Annotated in this window: 19 protein-coding genes; 13 read left to right on the top strand and 6 right to left on the bottom strand. The window is 61.5% G+C overall.

All coding sequences use genetic code 11. From position 1 onward, the window contains the following. Nucleotide 1: 1 nt before the first annotated feature. The 10 genes from QF629_07360 to rpsD all read left to right on the top strand — a co-directional run bounded on the left by QF629_07360 (nt 2) and on the right by rpsD (nt 10,642). Complete coding sequence (locus QF629_07360) at nt 2-781, top strand: SDR family oxidoreductase (GenBank protein ID MDP6013346.1); 780 nt, start codon at nt 2-4, stop codon at nt 779-781. Next, complete coding sequence (locus QF629_07355; protein MDP6013345.1) at nt 756-1,946, top strand: nicotinate phosphoribosyltransferase; 1,191 nt, start codon at nt 756-758, stop codon at nt 1,944-1,946. The genes QF629_07360 and QF629_07355 overlap by 26 nt, the downstream gene beginning before the upstream one ends. Beyond that, nucleotides 1,943-3,604 (top strand): NAD+ synthase, encoded by a 1,662-nt coding sequence (locus QF629_07350; protein ID MDP6013344.1) that lies wholly within the window; start codon nt 1,943-1,945, stop codon nt 3,602-3,604. The genes QF629_07355 and QF629_07350 overlap by 4 nt, the downstream gene beginning before the upstream one ends. 72 nt (nt 3,605-3,676) lie before the next feature. Continuing rightward, nucleotides 3,677-5,029: a cysteine--tRNA ligase gene (gene cysS / locus QF629_07345; GenBank protein ID MDP6013343.1), complete on the top strand. Its 1,353-nt coding sequence runs from the start codon at nt 3,677-3,679 to the stop codon at nt 5,027-5,029. Then, the gene (gene cimA / locus QF629_07340; protein MDP6013342.1) at nt 5,029-6,624 is read left to right on the top strand and encodes a citramalate synthase; all 1,596 of its coding nucleotides are present in this window, start codon (nt 5,029-5,031) and stop codon (nt 6,622-6,624) included. The genes cysS and cimA overlap by 1 nt, the downstream gene beginning before the upstream one ends. Beyond that, nucleotides 6,605-7,378 carry an RNA methyltransferase gene (locus QF629_07335; GenBank protein ID MDP6013341.1) on the top strand — a complete coding sequence of 258 codons (774 nt, stop codon included), beginning with the start codon at nt 6,605-6,607 and terminating at the stop codon, nt 7,376-7,378. The genes cimA and QF629_07335 overlap by 20 nt, the downstream gene beginning before the upstream one ends. 323 nt (nt 7,379-7,701) lie before the next feature. Continuing rightward, nucleotides 7,702-8,421 carry an ABC transporter permease gene (locus QF629_07330; protein MDP6013340.1) on the top strand — a complete coding sequence of 240 codons (720 nt, stop codon included), beginning with the start codon at nt 7,702-7,704 and terminating at the stop codon, nt 8,419-8,421. Nucleotides 8,422-8,423: 2 nt separating this feature from the next. Continuing rightward, nucleotides 8,424-9,137 (top strand): ATP-binding cassette domain-containing protein, encoded by a 714-nt coding sequence (locus QF629_07325; protein MDP6013339.1) that lies wholly within the window; start codon nt 8,424-8,426, stop codon nt 9,135-9,137. Continuing rightward, complete coding sequence (locus tag QF629_07320; protein ID MDP6013338.1) at nt 9,131-9,940, top strand: substrate-binding domain-containing protein; 810 nt, start codon at nt 9,131-9,133, stop codon at nt 9,938-9,940. The genes QF629_07325 and QF629_07320 overlap by 7 nt, the downstream gene beginning before the upstream one ends. Nucleotides 9,941-10,027: 87 nt before the next feature. Continuing rightward, nucleotides 10,028-10,642, top strand: coding sequence for a 30S ribosomal protein S4 (gene rpsD, locus QF629_07315; GenBank protein MDP6013337.1), 615 nt, complete (start codon nt 10,028-10,030; stop codon nt 10,640-10,642). 90 nt (nt 10,643-10,732) lie between these two features. Here the strand turns inward: rpsD and QF629_07310 are convergent, their stop codons facing one another. Together QF629_07310 and QF629_07305 are read right to left on the bottom strand one after the other, a co-directional pair. Further along, nucleotides 10,733-11,944, bottom strand: coding sequence for an MFS transporter (locus QF629_07310; protein MDP6013336.1), 1,212 nt, complete (start codon nt 11,942-11,944; stop codon nt 10,733-10,735). An 11-nt stretch (nt 11,945-11,955) separates the two neighbouring features. Continuing rightward, nucleotides 11,956-13,092: a mandelate racemase/muconate lactonizing enzyme family protein gene (locus QF629_07305; protein MDP6013335.1), complete on the bottom strand. Its 1,137-nt coding sequence runs from the start codon at nt 13,090-13,092 to the stop codon at nt 11,956-11,958. A 310-nt stretch (nt 13,093-13,402) separates the two neighbouring features. On the opposite strand from QF629_07305, the gene QF629_07300 reads away from it, so the two are divergent. From QF629_07300 to QF629_07290, 3 genes are all read left to right on the top strand, one after another. Then, nucleotides 13,403-14,248 (top strand): MoxR family ATPase, encoded by an 846-nt coding sequence (locus QF629_07300; GenBank protein ID MDP6013334.1) that lies wholly within the window; start codon nt 13,403-13,405, stop codon nt 14,246-14,248. A 184-nt stretch (nt 14,249-14,432) separates the two neighbouring features. Beyond that, nucleotides 14,433-15,611 (top strand): VWA domain-containing protein, encoded by a 1,179-nt coding sequence (locus tag QF629_07295; protein MDP6013333.1) that lies wholly within the window; start codon nt 14,433-14,435, stop codon nt 15,609-15,611. Between the two features lie 55 nt (nt 15,612-15,666). Then, a complete protein-coding gene (locus QF629_07290) occupies nt 15,667-16,365 on the top strand; it encodes a DUF1847 domain-containing protein (protein ID MDP6013332.1) in 699 nt (232 codons plus the stop codon). Here the strand turns inward: QF629_07290 and QF629_07285 are convergent, their stop codons facing one another. The 4 genes from QF629_07285 to QF629_07270 all read right to left on the bottom strand — a co-directional run bounded on the left by QF629_07285 (nt 16,366) and on the right by QF629_07270 (nt 18,982). Continuing rightward, nucleotides 16,366-16,788 carry an ArsI/CadI family heavy metal resistance metalloenzyme gene (locus tag QF629_07285; GenBank protein MDP6013331.1) on the bottom strand — a complete coding sequence of 141 codons (423 nt, stop codon included), beginning with the start codon at nt 16,786-16,788 and terminating at the stop codon, nt 16,366-16,368. Next, nucleotides 16,785-17,048, bottom strand: coding sequence for a transcriptional regulator (locus tag QF629_07280; protein MDP6013330.1), 264 nt, complete (start codon nt 17,046-17,048; stop codon nt 16,785-16,787). Before QF629_07280 ends, QF629_07285 begins: the two co-directional genes overlap by 4 nt. Before the next feature lie 88 nt (nt 17,049-17,136). Continuing rightward, nucleotides 17,137-17,910, bottom strand: coding sequence for a sulfite exporter TauE/SafE family protein (locus QF629_07275; protein ID MDP6013329.1), 774 nt, complete (start codon nt 17,908-17,910; stop codon nt 17,137-17,139). Then, nucleotides 17,900-18,982 (bottom strand): Ldh family oxidoreductase, encoded by a 1,083-nt coding sequence (locus tag QF629_07270; protein ID MDP6013328.1) that lies wholly within the window; start codon nt 18,980-18,982, stop codon nt 17,900-17,902. Before QF629_07270 ends, QF629_07275 begins: the two co-directional genes overlap by 11 nt. Nucleotides 18,983-18,988: the final 6 nt, after the last annotated feature.

The following is an 18,988-nucleotide window of genomic DNA, read 5'->3' as shown; positions in this document are numbered from 1 at the left end:
CATGGATCTTGGGCTGACAGGCCGCAAGGCGATCGTCTGTGCCTCCAGTCGCGGCCTCGGCCGGGCATGCGCGCGGGCCTTGGCTGAGGATGGAGTCGATGTGGCGATCAACGGCCGCGATGCTGCGGTTGTGGAGAGCACGGCCATGGCCATCGCCGCTAAAACTGGAGTTGAGGCAACCCCCGTGGTCGCCGACCTCGATACGGAAGATGGTCGGGCAAGGTTGCTCGAAGCTTGTCCCGAGCCTGACATCCTAGTCAACAATAATGGCGGCCCCCCTCCCGGTAGCTTCCGCGACTGGCGGCGTGAAGATTGGGATGCCGGCATCAGCGCCAACATGATGACGCCGATTGAACTCATCAAAGCCACGATAGACGGCATGGTCGAGCGCTGCTTCGGGCGCATTGTCAATGTCACATCTGTGGCGGTGCGTATGCCGTTTCCGGGCCTTGCGATGTCGAGCGCGGCACGCTCCGGCTTGACCGGGTTCATCGCCTCGATCTCGCGCGAGGTGGCGCCCCATAACGTCGCCATCAACAATCTGCAACCCGGCTTGTTTGAGACGGACCGCCTGACTGTGGGCATTGCGGGCGCGGCCGAGGCCCGCCAGCAGAGTGTCGATACCGTGCGCGGCAGCATGCTCGCCAATATCCCTGCCGGACGTTTTGGCGATCCGGAAGAGTTCGGGCGCGCCTGCGCCTTCCTGTGCAGCGCACATAGCGGTTTCATCACTGGCCAAAACCTGTTGCTAGACGGTGGATACTTCCCCGGAGCATTCTAAATCCGGCGCCGGTCTCGGCGGCGGCGAGGGCTCGGAGCGCGAGGGCTTTGAGGTCGCTGTAGCGCGCCGCACCGACCATTATTTCAAGCGCACGCGCGAAATCGTGCGTGCCCATGGTGACATGCACGTCACCTATGCCGTATTCATGCGCCGCCCGGTTGTCTTCTGTCCGCGTCTGGCCGTGGAATGGCTGGAGGAGGCGGCGCGTCAGCGCGACTGCACACTCGACATCGATCCATGCTTCGAGGAAGGTGCCTGGGTCGGCGCGGGCGAGCCCTTGTTGTACATCTCCGGCCCTCTGAGCGCTCTGGTCGACTTGGAGACACTCTATCTGCAACGGCTTGGCCCGCCCAGCGTTGCCGCTTACAACGCCTTTACCATGTGCGCCGACCTGCCGAAAGTGCACTTTTTGGCAATGGATGCGCGCCATAGCGCTGGTGATGAGATGGCCGGCATGATGGCCTATGCCGCAAGCGTCGGCTCACGCAAGGCGCAGGCTGAGGCTGGCGCCGTAGGTTTTATCGGCAATGCTAACGATGCGACGGCACACTATTTTGGCAATGAGCGCGGTCTCGGAACCATGCCTCATGCGCTAATTGGCTATGCTGGCTCGACAGTGCGAGCGGCGGAGATGTTCCGCGCCACCTATCCCGACGAGTCAATCACGGCTCTGGTCGATTATTTCGGGCGAGAGGTGACGGATTCGATCGCCGTGGCCAAACGTTTTTCGAAGCTTGCGGCGGATGGCGGCTTGCGGGTGCGCATCGACACTCACGGTGGGCGCTTTGCCGAAGGGCTCGACACGGCCAAGTCCTACATCGCTCTTGAGCGGCACGTGCCGCAAGCCACGCGCACGTATCGCAGCGAAGAGGAATTGCGCTGGCTCGTCGGCGCTGGCGTTAGTGCGGCAGCGGTCTACCACTTGCGCGACGCTCTCGACGAGGCGGGCTTCCCGGCCGTGCAAATCATCGCCAGTTCCGGCTTTAATCCTGGCAAGTGCAAGGTGTTTGCGAGCGTCGAGGCGCCGGTGGATATTATTGGCACAGGCTCGTTCCTGCCCGAAACTTGGCCAGAGACCTACGCCACGGCGGATATTGTCGAATATGATGGCACGCCGTTGACGAAGGTAGGGCGCGAGTTCCTGTTGAGGCAGCGCAAGTCGTGAGCGAGAGCCTGTCGATAGCGCTGGCGCAGATCAATCCCACCGTGGGCGCGATCGAGCACAATGCCGAGTTGATTCGCGAAAGCCGCGCCGAGGCGGCGCGCCTCGGCGCCGATCTCGTAGTTTATCCCGAGCTTGTCATCACAGGCTACCCGCCGGAGGACCTGGTGCTGCGGCCCGCTTTTCAGCAGGCGGCAGAGGAGATGGTGCAGGAGCTGGCGGCCGAGACGGCCGATGGCGGGCCCGGCTTGCTCCTGGGTACGCCATGGCGCGAGGAAGGCAAGCTCTACAACGCGGCGGCCCTGCTCGATGGCGGCAAGATAGTGGCGCGGCGTTACAAGCACGACCTGCCGAATTACGGTGTCTTCGACGAGATGCGCGTATTTGAAGCTGGACCGCTCACCGGCCCCATCGCCTTCCGCGGCGTCCGTCTCGGCGTACTACTCTGCGAGGACATGTGGTTCCCGGATGTAGCCGAGATTCTGGCTGAATCCGGTGCCCAGATTCTTGTCACCCTGAACGGCTCGCCCTACGAGCATGGCAAAGAAGATACACGTCTCTCCTATGCGGTTGCACGAATCACCGAGACCGGACTTGGCTTGGTCTATGTCAATCAAGTCGGGGGCCAGGATGAATTGGTATTTGACGGCGCATCATTCGTACTCGATGGCAAGCGCAAGCTTTGCCTGCAGGCACCATGGTGGCAGGAATGCGTCAACGTGTCGCGTTGGCAGATCGATGGTGACGGCGCGCACTGCGAGGAAGGTGAGCGGGCGCCGGTACCGGAGCAAATGGCGCAGATCTATGCGGCGCTGGTTACGGGGCTGCGCGACTACGTCGACAAGAATCACTTTCCGGGTGTGGCCGTCGGCCTCTCGGGCGGTATTGATTCGGCGTTGACCACGGCCGTCGCAGTAGATGCGCTCGGCCCGGAGCGGGTGCGCACCATCCGGATGCCGTCGCGCTATTCATCTGATCACAGCCTCGACGATGCCGCCGAGTGCGCGCGCCTACTCGGGATCCGCTGCGACACCGTAGCGATCGAGCTGGCACATAGGGCCTTCGAAGGAATGCTTGCGCCGCTCTTCCAAGGTACCCAGCCCGATGCCACGGAAGAGAACGTACAGGCGCGCGTGCGTGGCATCATCATGATGGCGCTGTCCAACAAGACCGGTGACATGCTGGTGACTACGGGTAACAAGAGCGAGATGTCGGTTGGCTATGCCACGCTCTACGGTGATATGTGCGGCGGCTATTCCGTGCTCAAGGACGTATATAAGACGACGGTTTTTGAATTGTCTCGCTGGCGCAACGAGAACAGGCTGCAGGGTACACTCGGACCGGACGGTCCGGCTATGCCGGACAATATTATTACCAAGCCACCCTCGGCAGAGCTGAAACCAGACCAGCTCGACGAGGACAGCTTGCCGCCCTATTCGGTGCTAGACGATATTCTCGAAGGGTTGGTTGAGGACGAACACACGGTGGAGGAAATCGTCATCCGCGGCCATCCGCGGGCACTGGTACGCCGCATTCGCCGACTGCTCTATATAGCGGAATACAAGCGCCGCCAGGCTCCGCCCGGCGTCAAGATCACCCGCCGCGCCTTCGGCCGCGACCGCCGCTACCCCATCGTCAACGGGTTCCTCAACCACGAATAGAACGGGCCGGGGAGTAGACCGAACCCGAGGCATCTGCTACCTCTCGGCTGAAACGAGCCACGGTGCGGCATGATGACCCTGCATCTCTACAATACCGCGAGCCGCCGAAAAGAAGCGTTCGAGCCTTTGGACCCAACGCATGTGCGCATGTATGTCTGCGGGCCAACGGTCTATGACCGGGCGCATATCGGCAATGCGCGCCCCGTGGTGGTGTTCGACGTTTTGTTCAAGCTGCTCAAGCGGCACTATCCGAAGGTCACCTATGTCCGAAATATCACCGATATCGACGATAAGATCATCGCTGCGGCCGCTGACAACAGCGAAGAAATCTACGCGCTGACCAAGCGCACGACGGACTTCTTTCACGCTGATATGGGCGCCTTGGGTGCAGAGGAGCCGACTGTCGAGCCGCGCGCGACAGCGCATGTGCCCGAGATGTTGGCGCTTATCGAGACTTTGTTGGCCTCAGACCATGCCTATGAAGCGGAAGGGCACGTGCTGTTCCACGTGCCGGCCATGGACGGCTATGGCGGGCTTTCCAACCGCAAGCCAGAAGAGCTGGTGGCGGGTTCGCGGGTCGAGGTAGCCCCCTACAAGAAGGATGCTGGCGACTTCATCTTGTGGAAACCTTCGACACCCGACCAGCCCGGCTGGGACTCACCCTGGGGGCGAGGACGCCCGGGCTGGCATTTGGAATGCTCGGCCATGAGCGAGCGTTATCTCGGCGAAACCTTCGACATCCACGGCGGTGGCCGCGATCTCATCTTTCCCCACCACGAAAACGAACGCGCTCAGAGCATGTGTGCCCACGGCGGCAAGACCTTTGCGCGCTACTGGATGCATAACGGCTATGTCGTGGTCGAGGGAGAAAAGATGTCGAAGAGCCTAGGCAATTTCTTCACTGTCGAGGAACTGCTGGCGCGCGCACCGGGCGAGGCACTGCGCTTCAATATGCTCAAGACTCACTACCGCCACCCGCTCGACTGGACGCTGGAAGGCATGGCCGAAAGCAAAGCGGATCTCGATCGACTTTATCTTGCCCTGCGCAATGTCGCCGATATCGAGGCCGAGGCCAGAGACAGCGCCCCGGGGGCAGTGGAGGCCGCGCTGCTCGACGATCTAAACACGCCAAAGGCTATCGCCGAGCTGCATGCAGTCGCCGGCGATCTCAACAAGACACGTTCGGTTGCCGCCAAGTCGGCCTTGCTGGCATCGGGTAAAGCACTCGGGATCTTTAATTTTCCATCTAACGAGTGGTTCCAGGGCGAGGCGTCTGACGATGTCGGTGAGCTCGTTGCGGCACGCCTCGAAGCGCGCTCAAAACGGAATTTTGCCGAGGCCGACCGCATACGCGATAAGCTCGTTGCGGCGGGGATCATCCTCGAGGATAAGCCCGACGGCACTACCGACTGGCGACGGGCGTGATGGGCGAGAGGGTCTGGATTTACGATACCACGCTGCGCGACGGTGGCCAGGCCCAGGGCGTTAATTTTGGTAGCGCCGACAAGGCGGCGATTGCGCGCGAGCTCGATGCGCTCGGCGTCGATTACATAGAGGCCGGCTGGCCCGGTGCCAATCCCACCGACGACGCAATTTTTTCTTCGCCGCCCAAGCTTTCTCACGCCCGGCTTGCCACCTTCGGCATGACCCGCCGCTTACGCTGCAGCGCCGCCAACGATCCAGGACTTGCCGGCGTGGTCAATGCCGGTGCGCCCGTCACTTGTCTTGTCGCTAAGGCCTGGGACTTTCACGTTACCACTGCGCTCGGCACGGAGCTTGGCGAGAATATTGAGATGATCGCCGATTCCATCGCCTACGCAGCGACCCGCGCCGAAGAGGTCCTACTCGACGCGGAGCATTTCTTCGACGGCTATCGCGCCAATTCGGACTATGCGCTGGCCTGCCTTAAGGCCGGGTTCAATGCCGGCGCGCGCTGGATCGTGCTTTGCGATACCAATGGTGGCCGACTGCCCCATGAGATTGAAGAGGCCGTCACCGCGGTCGCCGAGGTCATCCCCGGTGATCATCTCGGCATCCATTGCCACAACGACAGCGGTACCGCCATTGCGTCTAGCCTGGCTGCAGTTCGGGCGGGCGTGCGTCAGGTTCAGGGCACGTTGAACGGTCTCGGTGAGCGCTGCGGCAATGCGGATCTCACCGCAGTTATCCCCAATCTCGTGCTCAAGATGGGCTTTGAGACAAGCATCGATGCCGCTGGCCTTGAGCGGTTGACCCATGTCTCTCACATGCTCGACGAGCGCCTGAATCGGGCTAATGACCCGATGCGTCCCTATGTTGGGGTTTCGGCTTTCGCCCATAAGGGCGGCCTGCATGTCTCTGCCGTGGCCAAGGATCCGACGACCTATGAACACATCGCACCGGAGCTGGTCGGCAACCGTCGCCAGGTCGTCGTCTCGGACCAGGCGGGGCGGTCGAACATCCTGCATCGCTTCGAGGAGCTGGGTATCGAGATCGATGCCAAGTCGCCGAAGCTCGGTCGGCTCATGGAATTGGTCAAGGAGCGCGAAGCGCAAGGCTTTGCCTATGACGGCGCGACAGCGAGCTTCGAGTTGCTGGCGCGACGCACGATCGGCACTGTGCCGGAGTTCTTCGACCTAACCAGCTTTCGCGTTATCGATGAGCAGCGCATCGACGCCCGCGGCCAGCGCGTCACGCTCTCGGAAGCGACTATGAAGGTGGTTGTCAACGACGAGCAAATCATGACTGTGGCCGAGGGCAACGGGCCGGTCGATGCCTTGGCGAACGGCTTGACCAAGGTGCTGAGCGGCGTCTTTCCGGCGCTCACCGAGATGCGGCTGGTCGATTATAAGGTGCGCATCCTAACGCCGGAAGCGGGCACTGCTGCCGTCACCCGTGTCATGATTGAGAGCGAAGGCGCCGAGGGTGTACGTTGGGCGACGGTGGGCGTGTCGCCCAATGTTATTGCTGCATCCTATGACGCGCTCAAGGACGCCATCACCTATCGTCTTCTGGGCAGCCATGGCGGGCACGGACCGTAGCCGGGAGCTACCCGCGGCCGCGGCACCGGCGGTGATTCTCGTGGCCCCGCAGCTTGGCGAGAACATCGGCTCCGCGGTGCGTGCCATGTTCAACTTCGGCCTTACCGATCTGCGCCTAGTGGCACCGCGCGATGGCTGGCCGAACGACGCCGCGCGCGCCAATGCCTCTGGCGCCGACACGGTCATAGACGATGCGCGGGTCTACGGTGATGTCGAAAGCGCTCTTGCCGATCTCACTTTTGTCGTGGCTGCGACAGCGCGCCCTCGCGACATGCGGACCTTGGTTCTGACCCCGGCGACGGCCGCGACCCGTTTGCGCACAGCGGCTGCGGCCGGGGAGCGCTGCGGCATGATGCTGGGGCGTGAAAGTACTGGCCTCGACAACGATTCTGTGGTGCTGGCGGATGCCGTCGTTACCGTTCCCACCAATCCCGGTTTTGCGTCCCTAAATCTGGCCATGACAGTGCTTCTGCTGGCGCATCAATGGTTCATAGTAGCCGACGATACGCCCGCGGAAGATCTGTCTGAGCGAGCCTCGCGGACTGCCAGCAAGGCCGAGTTGCAGGGCCTGTTCCAGCACCTGGAGGGTGAGCTCGACGCCTGCGGCTTTTTGCGCGTGGCGGAGAAGCGTCCAAGCATGGTGCGGAACCTGCGCAACATCTTCCAACGCGCGCGGCTCAGCGAGCAGGAAGTGCGCACTTTACGCGGCGTAATTGCTGGTCTGGTGGAGCATGGCAGGCGCCGCCGCGATTAGGGGAGGTATTCCTTTGAGTTAGTACTGGTTAACTCGTTTCGGGGTGATTCTTCTGGGTAGCGGTCAGGCCACCGCAAAGCCGTTTGATGCAGATGCCTCTCAGAGGGTTCCCAGCCATGGTCTGCCCAGCTCCGGCGGTGGTTCACCCCCCCCGTTCAAACGCGGCGTGTCGGACAGCAGCTGCAACGGCTTACCTAAAAACCTGAGAGCGAACATCGACCAGGCCCTGTACACCACCAAGTACGAAGGGCGTAACCAAGTGCCGCGCGCCAACTGATCCACCTCTATTTCATTTGTCGACAACTTTCCGTAACGTCTCGGGCATGTCCGATCTCACCGAAGCTTTTGGCTTGGCGCTGGGCCTGGTCGTTTCCCTGGATGCCGCGCTGCTGGAGATAGTTTGCCGCTCGCTGGCGATCAGTCTCACCGCCGTCGTGGTGGCCTCGGCGATCGGTCTGCCGCTCGGCGCCGCAATCGCTGTCTGGCGCTTTCCCGGGCGCCGCGTCGTCGTGGTGATGTTGAACGCGCTGATGGCGCTGCCGCCGGTCTTTATCGGTCTCATGCTCTACGTGATTCTATCACGCGCCGGTCCGCTCGGCTTTCTCGGTCTCTTGTTCACGCCGACGGCGATGATCCTGGCCCAGTGCGTGCTTGTGCTGCCTATCGTCGCGGCGCTCTCGCATCGCCTGCTGCGCGACCTTTACCAAAGCTATCGGGAACAGCTCTGTTCGCTCGGTGCTAGCCTGTCGCAAGTGGCGGCGACGCTGCTCTGGGATGCGCGTGCGAGTTTGGTAACCGTGGTCATGGCGGGCTTTGGGCGCGCCATCGCCGAGGTTGGTGCGGTGCTCATCGTCGGCGGCAACATCGCCCATGCGACCCGCGTTATGACCACCACAATCGCGCTCGAGACTAGCAAGGGAAACCTGGCGCTGGCGCTGGCGCTCGGTATGGTGCTGGTGCTGGTGGCGATCGGGGTCAGTGCCACGGCAGCCATAATGGTTGGCGCTGCGCGCCCGCGCGCCCGCGCGCTCCGCTGGGGTTAGGCATGGCGATTCTGCCTTTGGAGTTGAGCGAGGTCAGCCTGCACGCTAACGGTAGGGCCTTGCTTGATGCCATATCTCTGCGCATCGAGGCCGGGCCAAAAACCATCATCCTCGGGGCCAACGGGGCGGGCAAGAGCCTGCTGCTGCGCGTTTGCCATGGCCTTCTCTCGCCGCACCGGGGCCGTGTGCAATGGCAGGGCCCCGACGCTGGCGAGCAACGCAAGCGGCAGGCCATGGTATTTCAGGATCCGGTCATGCTGCGGCGCTCGGTCTATGCCAATGTCGCCTACGGGCTTGTCATCCACCGCGTGCCGCGGTCCGAGCGCGGGCAGCGCATCGCAGAGGTTCTGGAGTGCACGGGCCTTGCCGACTTCGCCATGCGAGCGGCTCCCACACTCTCGGGCGGCGAGCAGCAGCGGCTGGCCCTGGCCAGGGTCTGGGCCTTGCAGCCCGAGGTTTTGTTCCTTGATGAGCCAACGGCTAGCCTTGACCCGGGCGCGACAGCGGCCGTGGAAGCCATCGTAGAGGACATGCACGCGCAAGGCTGCAAGCTGGTGATGACGACACACGATATGGGGCAAGCGAGGCGTCTGGCGGACGAAGTGATTTTCCTGCATCAAGGCCGGGTGGACGAGCATGTTGCGGCCGAAGACTTCTTCGCCAGCCCGCAAAGTGAGACGGCAAATGCATTTTTAGAGGGCAAGCTTTTATGGTGATGCGACTGTTTGCGGCTGCACTGTTGCTGTCGTCCGGAGCCGCGGCCGAGACGATCACGCTGGCCTCGACCACATCAACTGAGAACTCGGGCCTTTTCGCTCATCTGCTGCCACAGTTCGAACGCGATACCGGGATTGCCGTACAGGTGATTGCGGTTGGCACCGGCCAGGCTATTCGCTTAGCGCGCAACGGTGATGCCGACGTGGTGCTGGTGCATCATCGGGCCTCGGAGGAAGCCCTGGTGGTGGACGGCCACGGTCTTGCGCGCCATGACGTAATGGTCAACGACTTCGTCATCGTCGGTCCGGCCAACGACCCAGCGGAAGTTGGGGCGGCGGATAGCGCTGCGGACGCCTTCGCCCGTATCGCCGGCACAGCGGTGCCCTTCGCCTCGCGCGGCGACGACAGTGGTACCCACAAGGCCGAGCGTGCCCTCTGGCAGGAGGCAGCTATCGATCCGCTACCGGCCAGAGACGGCTGGTATCGCGAGCTAGGTGCCGGCATGGGCGCTACCCTCAATACTGCCGCGGCCATGGCCGCGTATGTGTTCTCGGACCGCGCCACCTGGGCCACATTCGCCAACAAGGGCTCGCTGGAGTTGCTCTTCGAGGGCGATGCTGCGCTGGTAAACGCTTACGGCGTCATCGCCATCAATCCGGCACGCCATCCGCACGTTAAAGCCGCCGCTGCCCGAGCCTTTGTCGATTGGCTGCTCTCGCCGGTCGGGCAGGGAGCCATCGCTAGTTTCGAGGTCGATGGCGAGCAGCTGTTTTTTCCGGCTGATCTGGCGGCAACGGATTGACATCCGGCCCCTGCGCTGTATAGGAAGAGCCCGGATTTCCGAGGCGGCCGCGCACGCGTGCCGCCCGTTACTTACCACGGCTAGAGCATGAGCAGGCGGAACGCATCGAAGTACAAGCTGGACCGACGTCTTGGCGTCAATCTCTGGGGTCGGGCCAAGAGCCCTGTGAACCTGCGCGAATATCCCCCGGGCGAGCACGGCCAGCGCCGCCGCAAGGTGTCGGATTATGGCACCCAGCTTAAGGCGAAGCAGAAGCTGCGCGGCTATTATGGCGAGATCACCGAAAAGCAATTCCGCCGCATTTACCGCGAGGCGGTGCGCCTGCGCGGTGACACCGGTGAGAACATGGTTGGCTTACTCGAGCGCCGCCTCGACATGGTGGCCTATCGTATGCTCTTCGCGCCTACCATCTTCGCCGCGCGACAAATCGTTAACCACGGCCATCTCCACGTCAATGGCCGCCGGGTGACCATTCCGAGCTATCGCGTGAGCGTGGGCGACGTCATTGAGGTGCGCCAGAAGTCCCGCCAGCACCCGCTGATCCTCGAGACCGTGCAACAGCCCGACCGCGAACTGCCGGACTATGTTGAGGTCGACCACGATAAGCTCAAAGGCACCTTCCTGCGTCAGCCCCTCTTCGCCGAGATCCCCTACCCAGTACAAATGCAGCCGAACCTGGTAATCGAGTACTACTCGCGTTAAGCCAAGCGGGAGTTCGGAGCTGCGCGGGCCGCCCAGTTGGGCAGCCTATATGCGTTTTGGGGGTATTTGTTGCTGCGTGTACACAGCTAACTACTCTGCCGGCACCGTCTCTGCCCGTGCCCGCTGGCGCCTCGGTTCCGTCGGCAGGCGCGTGGCGATGAGGGCGGCGATGAGGGCGAAGGCGATCATGACGGGAAACAGGGCGTCGAGGCTGCCGGTTAGGCGATAGACCAGCGGTACTAGGGCGACGCCGAGAGACGAGGCACCTAAGGTAATGACGAACTTGGCGCCGTAGACGCGACCACGCCATTCGGGTGGGGTGTGGCGAGCGAGCAGTGCGTTCTCGGCCGGTTGGCCGGCAACGTTGAGGCTGATCATCATGGCGGCGGCAGGGATCAGGGCTGGATGGATCAGCACGAAAGCGGCTGCTATGAACGGAATTTGCAGGAATTGGGCACTGATGTAGATGCTGCGCAGGCGGAAGCGGTCGGCCATCTCGCCGCCAATCACCTGGGCTATGGCGCTGGCTAGGTAGACCGCCGTCACGGCGCCGCCGATACCCAATACCCTGTCACCGAACATGTGGGGTAGGCGCTGGTCGAACAGCTTGGGCAGGGCAAACGACGTGATTTGGTAGATCATGCCCGTGCACATCACGGTCAGGGCGAGGACGATGAAGACACGTTTGCGTTCGCCCGGTGCGTTGGCGTTCGGCTGGGAGGGTGGCTCCGGCAGGCGCGGGCCGAAAATGTTACGTCGCCAGGCAACGATGAAGATGGCACCTGCCAGAACGCAGGCCGCGCCGGGTACGACGAAGGCGGCGCGCCAACTGATCAGGCTCGCCAAGGCGCCAGCAACCAGTGCTGCAGCGGCGGTTCCGGCACTGCCGAAAACGCCGTTTATGCCAAAGGCGCGGCCCCGATTGGGCGCGTGGTGCACCAGCCAAGGAATGCCGACGGGATGGAAAATAGCCGCAAACAGCCCAACCAATGTCAATGTGGCGCCCAGCGTCAGCGGCCCTTGGGCCAGGCCGCAAAGCATCAGCGATGTGCCAAGCCCGACCAGATAGATTGCCAGCATACCGGCCTCGGACCAGCGGTCGCCAAGCCAACCGGCGGGAAGTGCGCCCAAGCCAAACATTATCATCATGGGGATTGACAGCGCGAGCAGTTCGTCATAGCCCATGCCCCACTCGTCCTCGAGCACCAGCACCACGGTGGCATAAAGGAGCACCGAGAGATGGGCGAAGGCGTGGGCGACGCCGGCGAAGCCGGAGACGACATAAGGGCGTGACTGAGGCACAAGGCTTTCTATCAGTCCACCCGGTACTTCTCCACCACGTCGCGGTTGATCTCGATGCCGAGTCCGGGGCCGTCTGGAACGGTCAGGTGGCCATCTATGCAAGCGATAGGCGTGACCAGCAGGTCGCTGCGTAGCGCGTTGGTGCCGCGATCGTATTCCAACATAACCGGATGCGGGATGCGGTCCGTGTGCGGCGAGGGTGACAAGGCAGCGAGGAAATGCACGGCCGCGGCCAAACCCACGCCGCCGCCCCAGACATGCAGTGAGAGCCGCAGGTTGGCGAGTCGGATCATCTGCCAGATGGCGCGTGTCTCATCAAGCCCTCCGCACAAGGTTATGTCAGGTTGCACGATATCGGCGCAGCGCTCGTCAATGAGGCGCTTGAAGTCCCAAGCTGTATAAAGCGCCTCGCCGGCGGCGATCGGCATAGGCGCCCGTGCGCGTAGTTCAGTATAGCCGGCAAAGTCGGTCGGCGGCAGCGGCTCCTCGTAGAAATGGATGTTGTAATCGGCGATCCGCCGCATGCTCTCCAGCGCCTCGTCCACTGTGTAGTTACCATTAGCATCCACCATCAACAATATGTCCGGACCGAGCACTTCTCGCCCCATCGCTACGCGCTCGACATCGTTGCCCGGGGAATGGCCGATCTTTATTTTGACGCCAGGGAAATGGTCGTCACGGAATCCGAGCATCTGGTCGCCGAGCTGATAGGCGGGATTAGCTGCAAAATAGCCGCTCGAGGCATAGGCCGGAACGCGGTCGATACCTTGCCCCCCGAGTAACTTGCATAACGGTAGGTCGTACAGTTTGCCCATGGCGTCATACAGCGCCATGTTGATGCCGCCTACCGTCGACGTGATAGTATTTTGGATTCCCAAATGGTAACGTTGATTGTAGAAATAGTGTACGATTTGTTCGCGATCAAATATCTCACGACCGAGAAAATAAGGGCGAACCACATCGAGCGAAGAAGCAACCATGGGACAGGGACCCCAAGATTCTCCTATGCCTGTGATGCCAGCATCTGTCTCGATCTCTATCAGGGTCATGTTGCGCACAGGCGTCATGCCTCGCGCCATGCCATAGGCGTTGTCGATGCCGAGATGGTGCTCGAGTCCGATTGCCGTGATGTTTGTTATTCTTGTCATGCGATGGGGGCTCCGATCAGGTGGGCGGCGAAGCGCAGCCGCACATAGTCGACATCCAAGCTGCCGTCAGCGTCCCGCAGTTGCGATGCAAGGGCGCGTTCTGCCGCGCCGGCGCCGGAATGGCCGCATTACCACGGTATCGGTCAGAACTTTCCTGCGGTTCGGCATTGTCGTTTCCTCCCCGATAAAATGGTGTTATTGCGGCGAGTATATCAGCCGAGGCTCGCTCTCGCGAGCAACGCCCGCTTGACCTGGTGCGCCATCCAGCCAATGGTGCGGTCGGGCGAATGGAAGGGAATGATCTGCGCCGATGAAATTCACCGGAACCGATACCTACGTTGCCACCGAGGATCTGATGGTGGCGGTAAATGCCGCGATCACGCTAGAGCGTCCACTGCTGGTCAAGGGGGAGCCTGGCACGGGCAAGACCATGCTGGCCGAGGAGGTGGCTCGAGCGCTCGGTAGGAACATCATTCCCTGGTACATCAAATCGACCACGACAGCTCAGCAGGGGCTATACGAGTACGATGCGGTGGCGCGGCTGCGCGATGGTCAGCTCGGCGACGACCGGGTCAAGGACATCAGCAACTATATCGAACGCGGCAAGCTGTGGGACGCCTTCGAGGCTGAAGATATCCCGGTGTTGCTGATCGACGAGATCGACAAGGCGGATATCGAGTTCCCCAACGACCTGCTTCTCGAACTCGATCGCATGGAGTTCTTCGTTTACGAGACCAAGCAGACGGTGAAGGCGGCTAAGCGGCCAATCGTGGTCATCACCTCGAACAATGAGAAGGAGTTGCCGGATGCTTTCCTGCGCCGTTGTTTTTTCCATTACATCGCCTTTCCCGATGCCGAGACCATGGGGCAGATCGTCGACGTGCATTACCCGGGCATCAAGAAGACCCTGCTCAAGGCGGCGCTGGAGGCGTTCTATGAAGTACGCGAGGTGCCCGGGCTGAAGAAGAAGCCATCGACCTCGGAGCTACTCGACTGGTTCAAGCTGCTGCTTGCCGAAGATATCGACCCAGCAGTGTTGCGCGAGAAGGACGGGGGCAAGGCCATCCCGCCGCTCTATGGCGCGCTGCTCAAAAACGAGCAAGATGTGCACCTCTTCGAGCGCTTGGCCTTTCTCGCCCGCCGCCAGGGGGGATGATTACGTTCCGCGCCGCACTGCCTGACGAGTCGGTGCTGCTCAGTGATTTAGCACTGCGCTCCAAAGCGCACTGGGGCTTCTATCGACCTACGGGCTGCGGGCCGGTAGGGCGCGTGGTCTAAGCCAGTGCCCAGGGGCGCACGTTGCCCCGGCCATCCCAGAACCTGGCATAAGGGGGCAGGGCATGTTCGTCGACTTTTTCCTCAAGCTGCGTGAGGCCAAGGTGCCGGTGACATTGCGCGAATATCTGACCCTGCTTGAGGGGGTCCAGGCCGGTCTTGCCAATTATAGTGTCGAGGACTTCTACTGCCTCTCGCGTGCGACGCTGGTGAAGGACGAGCGCCATTACGACAGGTTTGATCAGGCCTTCGGCGAGTTCTTTCAGGGCGTCGAGACACTTACGGATGGCATGTTGGCCGATATTCCTGAGGAGTGGCTGCGGCGCGAGATCGAGAAGCTTCTGAGCCCGGAGGAACGCGCGGAGTTGGAAAAGCTTGGTTGGGACAAGCTCATGGAGACCCTCAAGGAGCGTTTGGCCGAGCAGCAGGGGCGCCACCAAGGCGGTAGCAAGTGGATAGGCACCGGCGGGACCTCTCCATTCGGCGCTTATGGCGATCACCCGGAAGGCATCCGCATCGGCCAGGAAGAGGGCCGACGACGCAGCGCCGTCAAGGTCTGGGATAAGCGCGAATACAAGAACCTCGACGACTCGGTTGTCATCGGTACGCGCAACATCAAGGTGGCGCTGCGGCGCTTGCGCCAGTTCGTACGCGAAGGTGCCAATACCGAACTTGATTTGAACGGCACTATCAAGGCCACCGCCGACAACGGCGGCTGGCTCGATCTCAAGATGCGCCCCGAGCGCCACAACAAGGTCAAGGTGCTGTTGTTTCTCGACGTCGGTGGCTCCATGAACGTGCATGCGCGTACTTGCGAGGAGCTGTTCTCGGCCGCCAGCAGCGAGTTCAAGAACCTGGAATATTTCTACTTTCACAACTGCCCCTACGAGAGCGTCTGGCGCGACAATATGCGCCGCCACGCGCAACGCACGCCGACCTGGGAGGTGCTCCATACCTATCCCGCCGACTACAAGCTTATCTTCGTCGGAGATGCCAGCATGTCGCCTTACGAGATCACTTATCCCGGCGGCAGTGTCGAGCACTGGAATGAGGAAGCAGGCGGTATTTGGCTGCAGCGCATGCTCGAGATCTATTCGTCCGCCATTTGGCTGAATCCAGAGCCCCGCGAGCATTGGGAATATACCCACTCGATCCAGATGATCCGCCAGCTGATGGGAGAGCGCATGTTCCCGCTCACCATCAAGGGTCTGGAAGAAGGCATGCGGCTGCTGGGACGGGGCTGATATGGGTTAAGGCTTTTCTGTGACTGACGCGACACCGTCACCGGAGGAGATTGCCATGAAATACGAGGAACCGGGGTGCGCCTATTGTCCGCCCAACGTTCGTGCCTGCCGGGTTGGCGCGTCGGACGAGCGCGGGCCGGGATTTTGCCCAAGCAAGGTCGATGGCAAGGCGCTCGATGACGCTTGGTCGCGCTACGACGATCCCGAGCTGCGGCACATAGCCCAGGTCTCGGCTGAGGTCGAATCACAGGGTTATTGCAAATGGACGCGGGTCGAAGAGATTTGTCATTTCGCGCGCAACATGGGCTTCAAGCGCATCGGCATCGCCACCTGCATTAGCTTCGTCGACCATGCGAAGACCTTGAGCGGCATCCTCGAGAGCCACGGCTTTGAGGTCGCGTCCGTAGCCTGCAAGAGCGGCGGCGTGGACAAGCAGGATCTCGGTTTGCGTGAAGATCAGAAGATATTTCCTGGCGGCCACGAGTCCATATGCAATCCGGTAGCCCAAGCAGAATTTCTCAACCGTGCCGGCTGCCAGTTAAACGTAGTGTTGGGCCTTTGTGTTGGCCATGACGGTCTATTCTTTCGCCATGCTGAGGGGCTGACCACGGTTCTCGTCGCCAAGGACCGGGTGCTAGCCCACAATCCCATCGGTGCGCTCAATCTCGCCGATACCTATTACGACAAGGTATGGGGACCGGAACGCCCCGATAAGCCGCCCAAGCTGCCGGCTGCGGGACGCAGGCAGGACTGATCAATCGCCACAGCCGGAAGCGGCGGGCTCCTCGGGTACGCCATCGTCACCGAAGACCTCGATCGGGCCATGGCTGTGAAAAGTCTCCCAGGGGATGCCGCTGGGGTCGGTGACCCAGGCCTTGTCGGACTTGGCGTAGCAGCAGGCGGCGTCGGTTTGGTCCGTGACGGCGTTGCCGGCCGCTGCCAGACGGCCGCGAATTTCGTCGAGTTCGTCATTTTCGTCGACTTGGAAGCCGAGGTGGCTGAGGGCGCCGCTGCCGCCGCTGCGCGAGGAGATTGCAAAGTTGATAGCAGGATCGTCGAGCATCCACTTGGCGTAGTCGGACTTGATCACTACCGGATCGTTGCCGAATAGGGTGGCATAGAACTTCGTTGATTTCTCGAGGTCAGCGACCAAGACATGGACATGCAGGCGTTTCATAAGGCGAGAGTCTCCTCCTCCTGGGCTGCGGGCGCAGGGCGCCGGCAGCAGTTTTTCGTCATATAGTCGATCGGAAACGCTGCGGCAGCGTAGTCGGCAGCGTAGAACAACGAGCGCTTGTTCTTGCGCAGCAACACCAGTACAGCGCCATGTAACTCCTTAAAATAGAAAGAGAGCGTGGTAGCCGATACGAAAAATGCGTCGACGATATGCCCCGGCGACAGGTGGGCGGGTCCCAACCCCACCAGATGCCGAAACACAGCAAGGCGGTTCTCCTGCGCTAGTGCTGACAAGGAGATAACCACAGTTTTTTCATAGTTCTGGAAAGATAGAATTATGTAACCCTTGTCAGCCCCAGACCGCCAGTCCATCACCGATAAGCTTGACGCCTAGGATGACCATGAAGCCGTGGCACAGTCGATAAAACAACAGCGTATCGAGGTTACGGTGGACTTTGAGCCCGAGCCAGATGGCGATCGGCACCAACCAAATCAGTGCCAGCGCGGTGGTCATGTTCTCGGTCGAGAACTGGCCGAGCCAGGCGTAGGGCAGCAACTTCATGTAGTTGATGGCGGCGAACAGCACCGCGGTGGTGCCCACGAACAAGGACTTTTCTAGCGCTTGGGGCAGCAAGTAGACATTGATAGGCGGGCTGCCAGCGTGGGCGAGGAAGCTGGTGAAGCCGGAGACACCGCTCCAGAACGTGCCTTTACCGCGGTTTGCGGTCGCCGGCTCGTTACGGCTCGGAGTTAGAAAGTAGCGCGTGCCGAAAACCACGGCGATGACGCCCACCAGTAGTTCCACGTGGCGTTCTTCGAGGTGACTGACAGATGCCGTGCCGATAGCGATGCCGAGTGCCGCCCCGGGGATCATGATTGCCAGGTTGCGGGCGTCCCAACTGCGCCGAAAGGCCCAACAGGTCATCAGGTCCATTAGGCAGAGGATGGGCAGGAGGATTGCCGCCGCCTGAAAGACAGGCATGCCAAGCGCCATCAGGGGCACAGCCATACCGCCGAGCCCGGTACCGAAGCCGGCTTTCGATATGCCCAGCAACAGAACGGCCGGGATGGCGACCACATAGAATATCGGGTCGGTGATAATTGGCGGTAGACTATCCAGCATCTAGGGCAGGGCGATTGATGCCAACGAGGTCTGCGGTCTCTAGCAGCGAGCGCCAGGTTGTGTCCTCGAGCGGAATACCGTTGGCCTCGTAGGCGCGGCGTTTTCTGCGCTCCGGATCGCCTGGCATCATTAACGGCGCGCCGGAATTGATAGGCTTGGCGCTGCGGGCGAAGTCGAGATAGCGCTTGACCTCTTCGGCAAAACCACCCCCCGCATCAAAAGTCGCCACGTCCATGTAAATGGATAGCATGCCGTTCGAGAGTTGCTCGATACCAGGCCTGGCGGCGCCGCTGGTGGATAGTGCACCGGCCAGCAACTCGCACATGATGGACAGTCCGGAGCCTTTATGCTCACCCATGGCACGGATGGCGCCGGTGCCACCGCGGCTGTTCAAGGGGCGCTCCTCGGTGATCGGCCCGTAGATCACCGACTGGTCGGTAGTTAGATTGCCTTCCTCGTCGACCAGGGCGTCTTTCGGGAGCGGTTTGCCGCCGTCGACAGAGACCATGACCTTGCCCTCGGCGACGATCGAGGTAGCGAAGTCGAGGATCACCGGCTCTTCGCCTTGTACCGGCACGCCGACGGCAAAGGGATTGGTGGACATGCGCCGCTCGGCTGCACCGAAGGGCGCCACCAGTAGGCCGATGCCGGAGGTGTTGACGAAATGGATCGAGACCATGCCTGCATTCGCCGCGCGGATGGGCCAATCACCTATGCGTCCGAGATGGCTGACATTGGTGATGCCGACAACTGACACACCATGCTTTCTGGCCTTCTCGATGCCCAAATCCACGGCTTGTTCGCCGATGGTCTGTCCAAAACCGAAATGGCCGTCGACGATGGCGATGGCGTCAGTATCGTTGACCACGGTGATCTTCTGTCCGGGATTCACCTTGCCAGCTCGTATTGCGCCGACGTAGCGCGGCACGCGGATCACGCCGTGGCTCGGATGGCCAGCAAGATTGGCACCGACGAGATAATCGGCGATGCGCTCGCCTTCCTCACGGTTGCAACCGGCGGCGGTGAAGATGTCTGCGGTAAAACCGCGCAGCTGATCGGCAGTGATATCCATGGTCCA

The organism is Alphaproteobacteria bacterium (assembly GCA_030739735.1).
Classification (GTDB): Bacteria; Pseudomonadota; Alphaproteobacteria; order UBA7887; family UBA7887; genus UBA7887.
The sequence above is the reverse complement of the archived record's forward strand: the minus strand, read 5'-3'. Positions and strand labels throughout refer to the sequence as shown.

Coding starts and splice junctions, on each gene's coding strand:
- QF629_07360 (MDP6013346.1), top strand. CDS start 2: ATGGATCTTGGGCTGACAGGCCGCAAGGCGATCGTCTGTGCCTCCAGT.
- QF629_07330 (MDP6013340.1), top strand. CDS start 7,702: ATGTCCGATCTCACCGAAGCTTTTGGCTTGGCGCTGGGCCTGGTCGTT.
- QF629_07305 (MDP6013335.1), bottom strand. CDS start 13,092: ATGACAAGAATAACAAACATCACGGCAATCGGACTCGAGCACCATCTC.
- cysS (MDP6013343.1), top strand. CDS start 3,677: ATGACCCTGCATCTCTACAATACCGCGAGCCGCCGAAAAGAAGCGTTC.
- QF629_07300 (MDP6013334.1), top strand. CDS start 13,403: ATGAAATTCACCGGAACCGATACCTACGTTGCCACCGAGGATCTGATG.
- QF629_07285 (MDP6013331.1), bottom strand. CDS start 16,788: ATGAAACGCCTGCATGTCCATGTCTTGGTCGCTGACCTCGAGAAATCA.
- QF629_07295 (MDP6013333.1), top strand. CDS start 14,433: ATGTTCGTCGACTTTTTCCTCAAGCTGCGTGAGGCCAAGGTGCCGGTG.
- QF629_07275 (MDP6013329.1), bottom strand. CDS start 17,910: ATGCTGGATAGTCTACCGCCAATTATCACCGACCCGATATTCTATGTG.
- cimA (MDP6013342.1), top strand. CDS start 5,029: ATGGGCGAGAGGGTCTGGATTTACGATACCACGCTGCGCGACGGTGGC.
- QF629_07290 (MDP6013332.1), top strand. CDS start 15,667: ATGAAATACGAGGAACCGGGGTGCGCCTATTGTCCGCCCAACGTTCGT.
- rpsD (MDP6013337.1), top strand. CDS start 10,028: ATGAGCAGGCGGAACGCATCGAAGTACAAGCTGGACCGACGTCTTGGC.
- QF629_07270 (MDP6013328.1), bottom strand. CDS start 18,982: ATGGATATCACTGCCGATCAGCTGCGCGGTTTTACCGCAGACATCTTC.
- QF629_07320 (MDP6013338.1), top strand. CDS start 9,131: ATGGTGATGCGACTGTTTGCGGCTGCACTGTTGCTGTCGTCCGGAGCC.
- QF629_07335 (MDP6013341.1), top strand. CDS start 6,605: ATGGCGGGCACGGACCGTAGCCGGGAGCTACCCGCGGCCGCGGCACCG.
- QF629_07325 (MDP6013339.1), top strand. CDS start 8,424: ATGGCGATTCTGCCTTTGGAGTTGAGCGAGGTCAGCCTGCACGCTAAC.